The sequence below is a fragment of the Streptomyces sp. Tek67B01 genome (genome assembly GCF_055231995.1).
In genome coordinates this window covers 2,444,429-2,457,210 of record NZ_JBUYUY010000001.1, presented here as the reverse complement: position 1 = coordinate 2,457,210, position 12,782 = coordinate 2,444,429, and the positions used below count along the sequence as shown (strand labels likewise).

The following is a 12,782-nucleotide window of genomic DNA, read 5'->3' as shown; positions in this document are numbered from 1 at the left end:
CCCAAACCGCCGGGGTCACGAGAGGAGAACCCATGTCGCTCGACGTCTCACCGGCCCTACTCGAACAGGCCGAGCGAGGCGAGGTCGACGAAGCCGCCTTCGTCGACTGCGTCCGGACCTCCCTGCCTTACGCATGGGAGATGGTCAGCTCGCTGGTGGCCCAGCTGGAGGTTGAGGGCGGAGAATTCGCCGACAACCAGACGCCGCCGCCGGACGAGCAGGCGCGCGGGCAGCTGCTGCGCGCGCTCGCGAGTGACGCGATACGCGGTGCCCTGCAGCGGCACTTCGGGGTGCGCCTGGCATTCCAGAACTGCCACCGTGTAGCGGTGTTCCCGCTGGACCCCGCGGTGGACGACCGGCTCGCCAAGTTCACCTCGATCCGCGGCCAGCTGCTCAACCAGTCGCCGGAGCTGCGGGACTGTTAGGTCCCGCGTCGAAGAGCCGCCCGCTGCCGCTCCGTATGGCGGGAGGTACGACCGTTACCGGAGCGGCAGTGCGGCTCTCAGCCGAGGCGGGGCAGGACCTCGGCGCCGATGCGCCGTACGTTCTCCTCCGTCGCGGCGAGGTCGCCGGAGCCCTCCGTCAGCAAGGCGAAGCGTGTGATCCCCGTGCGTTCGGCGGTGGCCGCCAGGCGGTCCGCGGCGAACCGCGGGGTTCCGACGGGATGCAGCTCGCACAGGGACTCCGTGTACGCCACCGGGTCGCGCATCGCGCGTTGTCGGCCGTCAACCGTCACATGTGCGTCCAGGCCCTGGCGCAGCCAGCCCGGCATCGCCTTCACCAGCGTTTCCCGGGCGTCCGCCGTGCGGTCCGCGAGCTGGCAGACCCCGGCCGACACGTGCGCGGCGTCCGGCGCGCGTCCGGCGGCCCGGGCGGTGCGCCGCCACAGCGCGACCATGTCCGCCTTGTCCTCGTCCCCGCAGTGCATGCCGAGCAGCATGGGCAGGCCGCGCTCCGCGGCCAGCCGTACCGATGCCGGGGAGGTGCAGGCGACGATCACTTCCGGCCCCTTCCCGTCACCGTCCAGCGCCTCCGCGGGACGCGGTACGACGGCCACCTCGCGGAAGCCGTAACGCTCGCCGGCCGCTCCCACGCGCGCCTCGGTCAACCAGCGCCGCAGCAGGTCCAGGGCCTCGGGGAAACCCGTCTCGTACGCGTCCAGGCCCCCGCCGAACACCTCCAGGTCGATCCAGGGTCCGCCCCGGCCCACCCCGAGCATGAAGCGCCCGCCCGAGGTCAGGTGCAGCAGGGCCGCCTGTTCCCCGAGGGTCACCGGGTGCGTGCTCGGCAGTACGCTCACCGCCGTCCCCACGCGCAGCCGTTCGGTCCGTCCGAGCAGCAGGGCCGCCAGGGTCACCGCGGACGGGCAGACCCCGTACGGCACGAAGTGGTGCTCGGCCAGCCAGACCGCGTCCAACCCGGCCTCTTCGGCCACCTCGGCGGTCCGCACCGCACGGTGCAGCGCTTCCCCCGGCCCCTGGCCCGGGAACTGGGCCCCCACTACAAACGCTCCTACGCGCATCGCGCTTAGCCTCCTCGCGGCTGACGCGGCCTCCCCAGGTGGACCGGCTCTCCGACGCTCATGACATCAACGTCTGATGGCAACAACGTCCGACACGTGCCAAGGGCACGGCCGGCAGCCAAAGTTATTGGGATTGTCAGGCCGGCGTCCGTGAGCGGGCCCTCTCCTTGGCCACCCTGCGGGTACCCGGGCTCGCTGCGCGTAGTCTGGGAGAAAGTCACTGCCGTCCGCCCATCCGTGAGGTATACGTGTCACCGCGCCACAACCGCCCCAGGGGCGGCGGGAATCCAGCCGACCGTTCGGGCACGGGGTCGGGGTCCGGGTCCGGTTCCGGGGGGCTGGACAGGTTCGGCCTCGAACAGACCGAGGAGTACCTCGGCGAGGAGTGGAAGGTCCGGCACGTGGCGGGAGCGAGCGCGTCGGGCAAGCGCTACCGCTGCCCCGGCTGCGACCAGGAGATCCCCTCCGGCACCCCGCACCTGGTCGCCTGGCCCGAGTACGGCGGTGTGGACGACCGCCGGCACTGGCACAAGGCCTGCTGGAACGCGAAAGACCGCCGCACCACGCGGGTGCAGCGGTCCAGGAACGCGCCGAAGTACTAGGCGGCCGGCCTCCGGGCCGTCCCGTCCCGTCAGACGTCGCGGCGGCCGACCACCACGTAGGAGCCCGCCATGGCGGCGCCGGTCACCAGCAGCATCAGCGCCATCTGTGTCAGATCGGCGGGCATCGCCTCGGGGGAACCCGACGGGTCGGTGCTGCCCGTGGGCATCCCGAACAGCTGCATCAGGGCGACCGGAGCGTTGTGCCGGAGCACCAACCGCCCCAGCGGAGCCGAAGCCTCCCAGATGCTGAGCATCGCCCCGGCCACCGGCGGCAGCGTCACGACGCCGATCATGACGGCGATCGCCCCGGCCGAATGCCGCACCAGGGCCCCGACGGCCAGGGCGAGCAGCCCGAGCAGGGTGACGTAGAAGCTCCCCGCCAGCGCGCCCGCCCATTCGCCCGCCGGGTGATGCCCGGCTGCGGGGCCGTTGTGGGCGATGGCCGCCGCCGTGCCGACCACGAAGACGGAGCCGGCGGTGGCGAGGAAGGCGGCCAGGCCGAAGACGAGGTACTTGGCGGTGAGGACCCGGTGCCGATCGGGCGCGGCGGTGAAGGTGGTGCGCACCAGGCCCGTCCCGTGCTCGGAGGTGATCGTGAGCACGCCGAGCACCATCACCGCGAGCTGCCCGACGAGCATGCCGATCAGGGCCGGCGTCGTGAAGGGGATGTTCGAGTAGTCGCCCGAGGAGGTCTGGGCGATGAAGACGATGCCGATGCCGACGACCACCACCACCAGCGAGCCGAGCGTCCACAGGGTGGAGCGGACGGAGACGAGCTTGGTCCACTCCGAGGCCACCGCGTGCCCCAGGTGCGGGCGCCGGCTCTCCAGGGGGGAGCCGCAGGCAGGGGTCGTCGGGAGGGACCGGGGGTCGGTCGTCTGCGCGCCGCTCATCGGGAGGCCTCGGGGTTGTTCTGGACGGAGGCGGCGAGTTCGCCGGGCTCGCCGGGCATGAGGAACGCCGCGGCGCCCTCGCCGGGCGGCGGGGGCGCGAAGAAGCCCTCCCGGGGGACTTCGGGGGTCACGGGGCCCTCCTGCCAGTCCGGGAGGGCCAGCGGGTCCGGTTCCCACAGCTGCGCCCGGGGGTCCTCGGTGGAGGTGTACTCGACGGAGGACCGGGTCATCCGCATGTACGCCTCCTCCAGCGAGGCCCGGTGCGGGGACAGCTCCCACAGGCGCAGGCCGCCCGCGTGGGCCAGGTCGGAGATCCGCGGCAGCTCCAGGCCCGTCACGCGCAGGGCGCCGTCCGGTTCTTGAAGCACGCGGGCGCCGGCCTCGCGCAGGGCCTCCGAGAACGCGTCCCGGCCATCCGCGTCGGTGTCGGCCACGCGTACCCGAGCGAATCCGGCCGAATTGTGCGTGATGAACTCCTGGGTGCTCATGTCGGCCAGCAGCCGGCCCCGCCCGATCACGATCAGGTGGTCGGCGGTCAGGGCCATCTCGCTCATCAGGTGCGAGGAGACGAAGACGGTGCGGCCCTCGGCGGCGAGCTGCCGCATCAGGTTGCGGACCCAGAGGATGCCCTCCGGATCGAGGCCGTTGACGGGTTCGTCGAACAGCAGCACCCGGGGGTCGCCGAGCAGGGCGGTGGCGATGCCGAGCCGCTGGCCCATGCCGAGGGAGAAGCCCTTGGTGCGCTGGTGGGCGGCGTCCTGGAGGCCCACGACCGCCAGCACCTCGTCTACCCGCTTCTCCGGGATGCCGGAGAGCTGGGCGATGGACAGCAGGTGGGTACGGGCCCGGCGCCCGCCGTGCATGGCTTTCGCGTCGAGCAGTGCGCCGACGTGCCGCTGCGCGTTCGGCAGTTCCCGGAAGGGGAGGCCGTTGATCGTGACGTGACCGGCGGTGGGCCGGTCGAGCCCGAGGATCATGCGCATGGTGGTGGACTTCCCCGACCCGTTGGGTCCGAGGAATCCGGTGACGTGACCAGGCCTGACCTGGAAGGACAGCTGGTCGACGGCGGTCTTGGCGCCGAAGCGCTTGGTCAGGCCGACTGCCTCGATCATGGTTCTGCCCCTCGACAGGCCGGCGGGCCCGGGACGGCTTTCGCCCCTGTAAGGGTTAAGAGGATATCGAGTGGCCTACGGTTCCGTCCCGTCCCCGATCCCTGATCTCCCCCTGATCCCGACCTCGGGGTTCCCCGTACTACCTCCGGCGTCCGTCGCGCGACGGACGCCGGAGCGCGGAGTCGTGGACGGGACGTTATGCGTCGCGCTTCTTCAGCACCAGGTATCCGCCGAGTACGGCGGCCAGCGCCCACAGCACCATGATCCCGAAGCCGCCCCAGGGGCCGTAGGGCGGCGGCTCGCTGCCCATCGCGCCCGGCACGACCCGCATGACCGCGGAACCGGCCTGGTCCGGGAAGTACTGGGCCACCTTCCGCGTCGCCTCGACGGCGCCGAGGATGTTCGAGACGATCAGGAAGAACGGGATCAGGAGGCAGATCGAGAGCACCGAGCTGCGCAGCATCGTGGCCACGCCCATCGAGCACAGCGCGAGCACCGCCATGTAGAGCCCGGTGCCGATCACCGCCCGCAGCACGTTCGGCTCGTCGATGCCGATGCTCCGCTCGCCCAGGATCGCCTGTCCGAGGAAGAAGGACAGGAAGCTGGTGATCAGCCCCACGAGCAGGGCCAGCCCGGTCGCCACCACGAGCTTGCCGACGAGGAACTCCCCCCGGCGCGGTACGGCGGCCAGCGAGGCGCGGATCATGCCCGAGCTGTACTCGGTGCCCATCACCAGGACACCGAAGATGATCATGGCGAGCTGCCCGAACTGGATTCCGGAGAAGCTGGCGAGGGTCGGGTCGAAGGTCAACTGTTCCTCGGGCCGCATGTGCCCGAACGTGGCGCTGATGAGCGCGCACAGCCCGGCGCTGACGCCGACGGTGACGACCAGCGCGGTCGCGAGGGTCCAGACCGTGGAAGGGACCGTACGGATCTTCGTCCACTCCGAGGTGAGAACGGCGGGGAGGGCCACGGTCACTCACCGCCCTTGTGGGTCGCGTCGAAACCGGCGCCCCACGCGGGGACGTCGTCCGGCCGCGCGGGGTTGTCGCTCGCCATGCCGGGAGCGGGCGCGGCGCCCGGGGCGCCCGGGGCGTGGGCGTGGTACTCGACGGATTGCGCGGTCATGCGCATGAACGCTTCTTCCAATGAGGCCCGCTGAGGGCTGAGTTCGTGCAGCACGATCTGGTGTTGGGCGGCCAGTTCGCCGAGCCGCTCCGGTCCCACGCCGTCGATCTCCAGCGTGCCGGTGGCGGGAACGCTGACCGCGGTGATGCCCGCCTCGTGCAGGACGTCCTTGAGTCGCTCCTGCTGCGGCGAGCGCAGGCGCACGTAGCTGCGCGAGTTCTGGTGGATGAAATCGGCCATCGACAAGTCGGCGAGCAGTCTGCCCTGTCCGATCACGATCAAATGGTCTGCCGTCAGGGCCATTTCACTCATCAAGTGCGAGGAAACGAAGATCGTCCGACCTTCCGACGCCAGCCTCTTCATCAGATTGCGGATCCAGTGAATTCCCTCCGGATCCAGACCATTGACGGGTTCGTCGAACATCAAGATCTCCGGATCGCCGAGCAGCGCGGAGGCGATTCCCAGCCGCTGCCCCATCCCCAGCGAAAATCCTTTCGACTTCTTCTTCGCCACCGACGTCAACCCGACGAGGTCCAGTACCTCGGACACCCGACGCTCGGGGATGCGGTTCGACTGGGCCAGGCACAGGAGGTTGTTGTAGGCGCTGCGTCCGCCGTGCATGGACTTCGCGTCCAGCAGCGCTCCGATGTGTTTCAGCGGTTCCGGCAGGTCCCGGTAGTGCTTGCCGTCGATCCGGACCGTGCCACTGGTCGGGTTGTCGAGGTCGAGCATCATGCGCATGGTCGTGGACTTCCCCGCCCCGTTGGGGCCGAGGAAGCCGGTCACCACCCCCGGTCTGACCTGGAAGCTGAGGTTGTCCACGGCGGTCTTGGCGCCGAATCGTTTGGTGAGGCCCTCAAGCTCGATCATGCGGCCACGCTAGAACGCCGGAGGGCCCCACGCCACCTCGAAAGGTGACACAGGGCCCTCGTTGTGCACGCGGCGCGCGCCTCGGTCCTACCGGCGAATATCGGGGGTGTACGCGCCGGACGCCGAAACGGGCGTTCAGCGGGTCTGCTGCGCCGGGACGCCGCGGGTGACGGGCTCGTCGTCGATCGGGGAGCCGGCGGCGGCGACGGCGGCACCGGTCAGCGTCGCCAGCATCTCGCGGACGTTGGTCAGCTGGGCGTTGATGGAGTCGCGGCGGTTGGTGAGCGCCGCCAGCTCGCGCTCGGACTCGCTGCGGATCCGGTCGGCCTTGGCGTTGGCGTCGGCCACGATGTCCTCGGCCTGGCGCTGCGCGGTCTCCACGGTCTGACGGGCGCGGCGCTCGGCGTCCGTACGGAGCTTCTCGGCCTCCAGGCGCAGCTGCTCCGCGCGGTGCTCGATCTCCGCGAGCCGCTTCTCGGCCTTGGCCTGACGGGAGGCCAGGTCGCGCTCGGACTGCTCGCGCCGCTTGGCCAGGTTGGTCTCGAAGTCGGCGGCGGCCTGGGCGGCCTTCGCGCGGGTCTCCTCGAAGAGCGCGTCCGCCTCCTCGCGCTTGGACGCCGCGTCCTTCTGGGCCTCGGCACGCAGCGTCGAGGCGTCGCCCTTGGCCTTCTCGACGATGCGGACGCCCTCGTCCTCCGCCTTCGACTTGCGGTCGGCGGCGAACGACTCGGCGTCGTTGCGCACCTGCTGGGCGGCGGACTCGGCCAGCTCACGGTGCTGCTCGGCCGCGCGACGGGCCTCCTCGCGCAGGTCCTTCGCCTCCTCCTCGGCCAGGCGCAGGATCTTCTCGACCCGGGCGCCGAGACCCGCGTACGACGGCTCGGCGTCGCTCACCTGGGCCTGGGCGTTCTGCGTCTCGAGGTGCAGCTCCTCGATCCGCTTTTCCAGAGAGTTGATACGTCCTAGGGCGCTGTCGCGGTCGGAGACCAGCTTGGTGATGCGGTCGTCCACCTGACCACGGTCGTAACCACGCCGCACGAGCTCGAAGCCGAAGGGGGAGGAAGTGTCGCTCATGGGGTTCCTGTCGAATGAGACCGATGAGGTGCTACGTGAGGTGTTAGGGGAATCCTAGGCGCCCAAGCGGCGTGTCATCGAGTCAATCCACGTTTGATCTGGACAATGACACCCCTTTTGAGTGGCAAGGCGGCAGAATGCTTGTCACTCCTTCGGGTGAACCTTCATCAGGGGCACACATTCCCTCACACTGACTAGCCCTCTGACGACTTACCACCCGAACGAGTGGAACCCGCCGCCGCTCCGGCCTTCACACCCCCCGCGCCCTGACCGCCGACCGCCGGCTTTCCGCCGCCCGAAGGCGCCTCGAATGATTCCAACGCCTCAAGAACGTCCTGGACACGGGAGATCTCCGCCTGAATGTCCTCCCGCCTGCGCACGAGGACTTCCAGCTCACGACGGCCCTCATCGACGAGCCGCTCCGCCTCGGCCTTCGCCTCCGCGAGCGCCTGCTCCGCCTGGCGCGCCAGGTCGGCCTTCTTCTGCTCGGCCTCCTTGAGCAGCGTTTCCGCCTTGCGGACGGCCGCGATGCGGACCTTGCTCGCCTCACTGCTCGCGTCGGACAGCATCGTCTTGGCCTTCGTCTCGGCCTCGACGCTCTGCTCCGTCGCCGCGCGCACCAGCTTGTCCACGCGCTCACCGGCCGACTTCATCTGCTCGGCCGACTCCCGGCGGGCCCGCTCGTGCAGCTCCTCCACCTCGGACTCGACGCGGGCACGCAGCTCCTCCGCCCGCTCCCTTATGGCGGCGGCGTCCGTACGCGCCCCGACGAGCAGCTCGTCGGCGTCCGTACGGGCCTTCTCCACAAGGGAGTTGCCCTCGACGGTCGCCTCCGAGCCGATCCGCGCCGCCTCCTTGCGGGCCGCGTCGACCATCGCGTCGGCCTGTTCCTCGGCCGCCGTGGTCGCCGCCAAGGCCTGCTTCCGCGCGTCGGCGGTGAGCTTGTCGGCTTCCGCCGCCGCCTCGGTGATGAGCCGGTCCACCTGCTCGGCGGCCTCGGTGCGACGCTTGTTCGCCTCCTCGCGGGCCTCGTCGAGCAGCCGCTCCGACTCCGCCCGGGCCTCGGAACGCACGCGCTCCGCCTCGGTCGCCGCACTCGCCTTGACGCGTTCGGCCTCCGACCGGGTGCGGGCCGCGTGCTCCTGCGCCGAGGACAGCGCCTCGGTGGCCTCGGCGCGCAGCCGTTCGGCCTCGGCCGCGGCCTCGCCGACCGTGCGCTCGTTGTCCTTGCGGGTCTGCTCGGTGAGCTTGTCGGCTTCCGCCGCCGCCTCGGTGATGAGCCGGTCCACCTGCTCCGCGGCCTCGGTGCGACGCCTGCCCGCCTCCTCGCGGGCCTCGTCCAGCAGCCGCTCGGATTCCCGCTCGGCGCTCGCCAGCGTCTCCGCCGCCGCGGCCGTGACCCGCTCGGCCTCCGCGGTGGCCTCGCCGATGACCCGGCCGCCCTCCGCGCGCGCCTCGTCCAGCGTCCGCGCCGCGTCCGTGCGCAGCCGTTCCGCTTCCGCCGCGGCCTCGCCGACCGTGGCCTCGTTGGCGGCGCGGGTCTCCTCGACCAGCCGGTCGCCCTCGGTGCGGGCGTCGACCAGGACGCGCGCGGCGTCCCGTTCGGCCGCGGCCAGGGTGTCGGCCGCCCGCGTGGTGAGCCGCTCGGCCTTCGCCGTCGCCTCGGCGAGCGCGGCCTCGGTGGCCGCGCGCGTCTCCTCCGTGAGCCGCTCCGCCTCGGAGATCGCCTCGGTGATGAGCCGGTCCGCCTGCTCCGCGGCCTCGGTACGCAGCCGGCCGGCCTCCACCCGCGCCTCGTCCAGCGTGCCCGCCGCCTCGGCGCGGGTCCGCTCCGCCTCCTCCTCGGCCTCGGCGCGCAGCCGCTCCGCTTCCGCCGTCGCCTCCGCGACCGTCGCCGAGTTGGCCGCGAGGGTCTCCTCGGTGAGCCGCTCGGCCTCCGCGGTCGCCTCCGCGACGAGCCGGGCGCCCTCGGCGCGCGACGCCTCCAGGGACTCCGCCGCCTCGCCGCGGATGCGGTTCGCGTCGTCCCGGGCGTCCGCCCGGGTCCGGGCCGCGTCGCGCTCGGAGGCGGCCAGCGCGTCCGTCGCCTCCGTGCGCACCCGCTGCGCGTACTCGGCGGTGTCGGCGCGCAACTGCTCGGCCTCGGCGATCGCCTCGCCCACCGTGCGCTCGGCCAGTGCCCTCGCCGCGTCCGTCTCCACCCGGGCTTCGCCGCGGACCCGGGCAGCGTCCTCCGCGGCCCGCTCCCGCTCCGCGCGGGCGTCGGCGCGGATGCGGTCGGCCTCGGCCTCCGACTCCGTCTTGGTCCGCTCCGCCGCGTGCTCGGCCGCGCTGCGCAGCCCGGCGATCTCCTCCTCGGCCTGCTCGTGCAACCCGGCCACGGCGTCCCGGACCTGCTGCGCGGTGGCCTCCGCCGCCGCCACCAGTTCCGACGCGCGCCGCTCCGCCTCTTCGGTGAGCCGGGCCGCCTCGGCCTGCGCCTCCTCCGAGCGCTTGCGGGCCTGCGCCAGCAACTCCTCGCTCTGCTCGCGGGCCTGGGCCCGCTCGTTGTCCGCGTCCGTACGGGCCGACGCGAGGGTCTCCTCCGCCTCCCGGCGGCGGCGGGCCGCTTCCTCCGCGGCGGCCGACAGCGCCTCGGCGGCCTCCTCGGAGACCCGCTCGGCGGCGGCCTTCGCCTCCGCGCGCAGCCGGTCCGCGGTCTCCTGCGCCTCCATGCGCACCCGCTCGGCCTCGGCCTCGGCCTCGCCGCGCAGCCGTACCGCGACCTGCTCCGCCTCCGCCCGGACCCGGCCGGCGTCCTGGGCGGCCTCCGTGCGCAGTTGCTCGGCCTCCGCCTCCGACTGCGTGCGCAGGGTCCGGATCCGCTCCGCCGACTCGGCGCGCAGCCGTTCGGTCTCCTCCGTCGTCTCCCGACGGATGTTCTCCGCCGCCGTGCGGGCGTCACGCAGCGTCGCCTCGGCCGTGGTCAGCCGGTTCTCCGCGTCCGAGTGCAGCCGGACCAGTTCCTCGTCGGCCTCCGCCCGCTTCGCGGCGAGGGTCTGCTCGGTCTCCTCGCGCCGGGCCAGGGCCGCGGCCTCCGCCTCGGCGCGTACGGACTCGGCCTGCTCCTCGGCTTCGGCGCGCAGTCGTTCGGCCTCGGCGCGGGTCCGCTCCAGGGTCTCCTCGGCCTGCTTGCGCAGGGTGCCGGCCCGTTCCACGGCCTCCGCGCGGACCCGCTCGCTCTCGGTGGCGGCCCCGCCGCGCAACTCGTCCGCGTCCGCCTTGGCCTTGCCCAGCAGTCCCTCGGCGGTGCGGGCCGCCTCCTCGATCTGCTGAACCGCCTCGCGGCGCGCCTCGCCGCGGATGCGCTCGCCCTCGGCGACGGCCTCCGCGCGCAACTGCTCGGCCTCGCCGCGCAGCCGCCGGGCCTCCTCCTGGAGTTCGACCGTCCGGGCCCGGTACTCCTCGGTGTCGTCCTTCGCGGCGCCCTTGAGCTCATCGGCCGTGGCCGCGGCCTGGGCGCGCAGCCGCTCCGCCTCCGCCTCGGCCTCGCGACGGATGCGCTCTGCCTCCTCGGACGCGGCGCGGGTGGTGGCCCGGGCGTCCTGCGAGGCCTTGTCCAGTACCTCCTCGGCGGTGCGGGCCGCCTTCGCCAGTTGCGCCGCCATCTCCTCGGAGGCGGCCGTACGGGCCTGCGCGCCGGCCTCGGTGCGCAGCCGCTCCGCCTCCGCGCGGGCATCGGCGAGGGCCTGCTCGGCCTCGGCCTTGAGGACCTCGGCCTCCTTGGAAGCCTCGCCGACCAAGCGGGCGACCTGCTCCTTGGCGGTGCGGGTGCGCTGCTCGTTGACCGACTCCGCCGACGCGAGCTGCCGGGCGGCGCTCTCCTTGGCCTCCGCGAGCACCTTCTCGGCCTCGGCGCGCGCGGTGCGCAGCGCGTTGTCGGCCTCCTGGACCCGGGACTCGGCGACCCGGCCCAGGTCGAGGGTCTGCTGCCGGGTCTGCTCGGCCTCGGCGGTGGTGCTCGTACGCAGCCGCTCCGCGTGCTCGGTGGCCTCCTGCGCCTGGGCGGAGGCGGCGGCCAGCAGCCGCTCCGCCTCCTTGCGGGCGCGCAGCAGCGTCGCCTCGGCCTCGGCGCGGGTGGCCTCGGCCTCGGCGGCGAGCCGGCGGGTGGCCTCGGCGGCGTGCCGGGCGGCCTCGGCGCGCGCGGTGTTCAGGGTCTGCTCGGCCTCGGCGCGGGACTCGTCCATGAGCCGGCGGGCCTGGGACTCGGTGCGCGCGCGCAGCTGTTCCGCCCAGGCGACGTTCTCGTTGACGTGCGCCTCGACGGTCTGGCGGCGCTCGTTGAGTTCCTGGTCCAGCCGCTGGCGCCGGTTGACGGCCTCGGCGTGCAGTTCGGCCTGGAGGCGCGCCTGGTGCTCGGCGTGCTCCTGGAGGATGCGCTGGGTCTGCGCCCGGGCGTCGCGCAGTTCGCGCTCGGCGTCGGAGCGCATCTGGTCGGCCTGGATCTGGGCGTTGCGGAGCAGCTGCTCCGCCTGGTAACCCATGTCCGCGCCGTCGTAGGCGGGGCGGGACGCGAGATTGCGGCGTACCTCATGGAGCTTGGCGCGCAGCACCTCGACCTGGTATCCCAGGTCTTCGGCGTGCTGGACGGCCTTCCCGCGCTCCTTCTTCAGCCGCTCCATCTCGGCCTCGAAGCGCGAGAGATGGTCGGCCTCGGCCTGATGGCTCTCCTGGCTTTCGTAGCCCCGCACAGCGCGGTCCCATCCGTCCCCTGGTCGCAAGCTCACTCCCAATTGAGCATCGCTCGCCCGCTGAACGACGCCCCCGGGGAATGGTGTCAGATACCGGGGCAGGGGTCACAGGCCCCGACCCCGTCTCCGCACCGAACCCCGGCCGAGCCATGGCCACTCTACCTGTGGCCTGCCCCATGGCCCGGCCGTCAGGGCGAAGACCCCGAACGCCCCGGTCCGAGCCGAGGGGTGCGGGGTCGCCCGGAAGCCGACCCGGTGCGCGTCGCGGGAGGCGCCGCGCCGCGCCGGGCGCACCGCTGCGGCCCGTCAGTGGTCGGGTGCGGAGGTGACCAGTTCGGTGAGTACGCCGTGGCAGTCCTTGGGGTGCAGGAAGGTGATCCGGGATCCCATCGAGCCGATGCGGGGCTCCTCGTAGAGGACGCGGACGCCCTTGCCGCGGATGGCCTCGGAGTCGCCGTCGACGTCGGCGGTGCCGAAGGCGATGTGGTGGACGCCCTCGCCGTTCTTGGCCAGCCACTTGCCGACCGCCGAGTCCTCGCGGGTGGGCTCCAGGAGCTGGAGGTAGGAGGCCCCGCCGTCCGAGGTCTCGTTGATCTTGAGCATGGCCTCGCGCACACCCTGCTCCTCGTTGACCTCGGTGTGGAACACCTCGAAGCCGTACGTGGCACGGTAGAACTCGACGGTCTTGTCGAGGTCGAAGCAGGCGATCCCGATGTGGTCGATTCTTGTCAGCATGGGAACAGTGCACAGCTGAGGAGGGTGGTCACGCAACGTGCCAGCGATCACACCGACAGCCCGGTGACGGGGCGGGTACCGCTCAGTACATTCGGGTAAACCCTCGTTCACTCCTC

The 12,782-nt window shown here is 72.4% G+C and carries 10 protein-coding genes; 2 read left to right on the top strand and 8 right to left on the bottom strand.

What is annotated here, in order from left to right; genetic code table 11:
* The first annotated feature begins 32 nt into the window (after positions 1-32).
* Positions 33-425 (top strand): SCO5389 family protein, encoded by a 393-nt coding sequence (locus ACV7NM_RS10790; RefSeq protein ID WP_136215131.1) that lies wholly within the window; start codon positions 33-35, stop codon positions 423-425.
* A 77-nt stretch (positions 426-502) separates the two neighbouring features.
* On the opposite strand, the gene ACV7NM_RS10785 is transcribed toward ACV7NM_RS10790, so the two are convergent.
* Entirely contained in the window at positions 503-1,522 is a 1,020-nt protein-coding gene (locus tag ACV7NM_RS10785) for an LLM class flavin-dependent oxidoreductase (protein ID WP_463410100.1), read from the bottom strand.
* 248 nt (positions 1,523-1,770) lie between these two features.
* On the opposite strand from ACV7NM_RS10785, the gene ACV7NM_RS10780 reads away from it, so the two are divergent.
* The gene (locus ACV7NM_RS10780; protein WP_463410099.1) at positions 1,771-2,124 is read left to right on the top strand and encodes an ATP/GTP-binding protein; all 354 of its coding nucleotides are present in this window, start codon (positions 1,771-1,773) and stop codon (positions 2,122-2,124) included.
* 29 nt (positions 2,125-2,153) lie between these two features.
* Here the strand turns inward: ACV7NM_RS10780 and ACV7NM_RS10775 are convergent, their stop codons facing one another.
* The 7 genes from ACV7NM_RS10775 to mce form a co-directional block, all read right to left on the bottom strand.
* On the bottom strand, positions 2,154-3,017 hold the full coding sequence (locus tag ACV7NM_RS10775; protein WP_463410098.1) for an ABC transporter permease: 864 nt from the start codon (positions 3,015-3,017) through the stop codon (positions 2,154-2,156).
* Positions 3,014-4,129: an ABC transporter ATP-binding protein gene (locus tag ACV7NM_RS10770; RefSeq protein ID WP_463410097.1), complete on the bottom strand. Its 1,116-nt coding sequence runs from the start codon at positions 4,127-4,129 to the stop codon at positions 3,014-3,016. Before ACV7NM_RS10770 ends, ACV7NM_RS10775 begins: the two co-directional genes overlap by 4 nt.
* Before the next feature lie 196 nt (positions 4,130-4,325).
* Positions 4,326-5,108 carry an ABC transporter permease gene (locus ACV7NM_RS10765; protein WP_463410096.1) on the bottom strand — a complete coding sequence of 261 codons (783 nt, stop codon included), beginning with the start codon at positions 5,106-5,108 and terminating at the stop codon, positions 4,326-4,328.
* Entirely contained in the window at positions 5,105-6,127 is a 1,023-nt protein-coding gene (locus tag ACV7NM_RS10760; protein WP_463410095.1) for an ABC transporter ATP-binding protein, read from the bottom strand. Before ACV7NM_RS10760 ends, ACV7NM_RS10765 begins: the two co-directional genes overlap by 4 nt.
* 135 nt (positions 6,128-6,262) lie before the next feature.
* Complete coding sequence (locus ACV7NM_RS10755; RefSeq protein WP_463410094.1) at positions 6,263-7,201, bottom strand: cellulose-binding protein; 939 nt, start codon at positions 7,199-7,201, stop codon at positions 6,263-6,265.
* Positions 7,202-7,395: 194 nt separating this feature from the next.
* Positions 7,396-11,931, bottom strand: a complete 4,536-nt coding sequence (gene scy, locus ACV7NM_RS10750) for a polarized growth protein Scy (RefSeq protein WP_463410093.1) — start codon at positions 11,929-11,931, stop codon at positions 7,396-7,398.
* Between the two features lie 306 nt (positions 11,932-12,237).
* Positions 12,238-12,666, bottom strand: a complete 429-nt coding sequence (gene mce / locus ACV7NM_RS10745; protein WP_463410092.1) for a methylmalonyl-CoA epimerase — start codon at positions 12,664-12,666, stop codon at positions 12,238-12,240.
* Positions 12,667-12,782: the final 116 nt, after the last annotated feature.

Coding starts and splice junctions, on each gene's coding strand:
- ACV7NM_RS10770 (WP_463410097.1), bottom strand. CDS start 4,129: ATGATCGAGGCAGTCGGCCTGACCAAGCGCTTCGGCGCCAAGACCGCC.
- ACV7NM_RS10775 (WP_463410098.1), bottom strand. CDS start 3,017: ATGAGCGGCGCGCAGACGACCGACCCCCGGTCCCTCCCGACGACCCCT.
- ACV7NM_RS10790 (WP_136215131.1), top strand. CDS start 33: ATGTCGCTCGACGTCTCACCGGCCCTACTCGAACAGGCCGAGCGAGGC.
- ACV7NM_RS10755 (WP_463410094.1), bottom strand. CDS start 7,201: ATGAGCGACACTTCCTCCCCCTTCGGCTTCGAGCTCGTGCGGCGTGGT.
- ACV7NM_RS10785 (WP_463410100.1), bottom strand. CDS start 1,522: ATGCGCGTAGGAGCGTTTGTAGTGGGGGCCCAGTTCCCGGGCCAGGGG.
- mce (WP_463410092.1), bottom strand. CDS start 12,666: ATGCTGACAAGAATCGACCACATCGGGATCGCCTGCTTCGACCTCGAC.
- ACV7NM_RS10760 (WP_463410095.1), bottom strand. CDS start 6,127: ATGATCGAGCTTGAGGGCCTCACCAAACGATTCGGCGCCAAGACCGCC.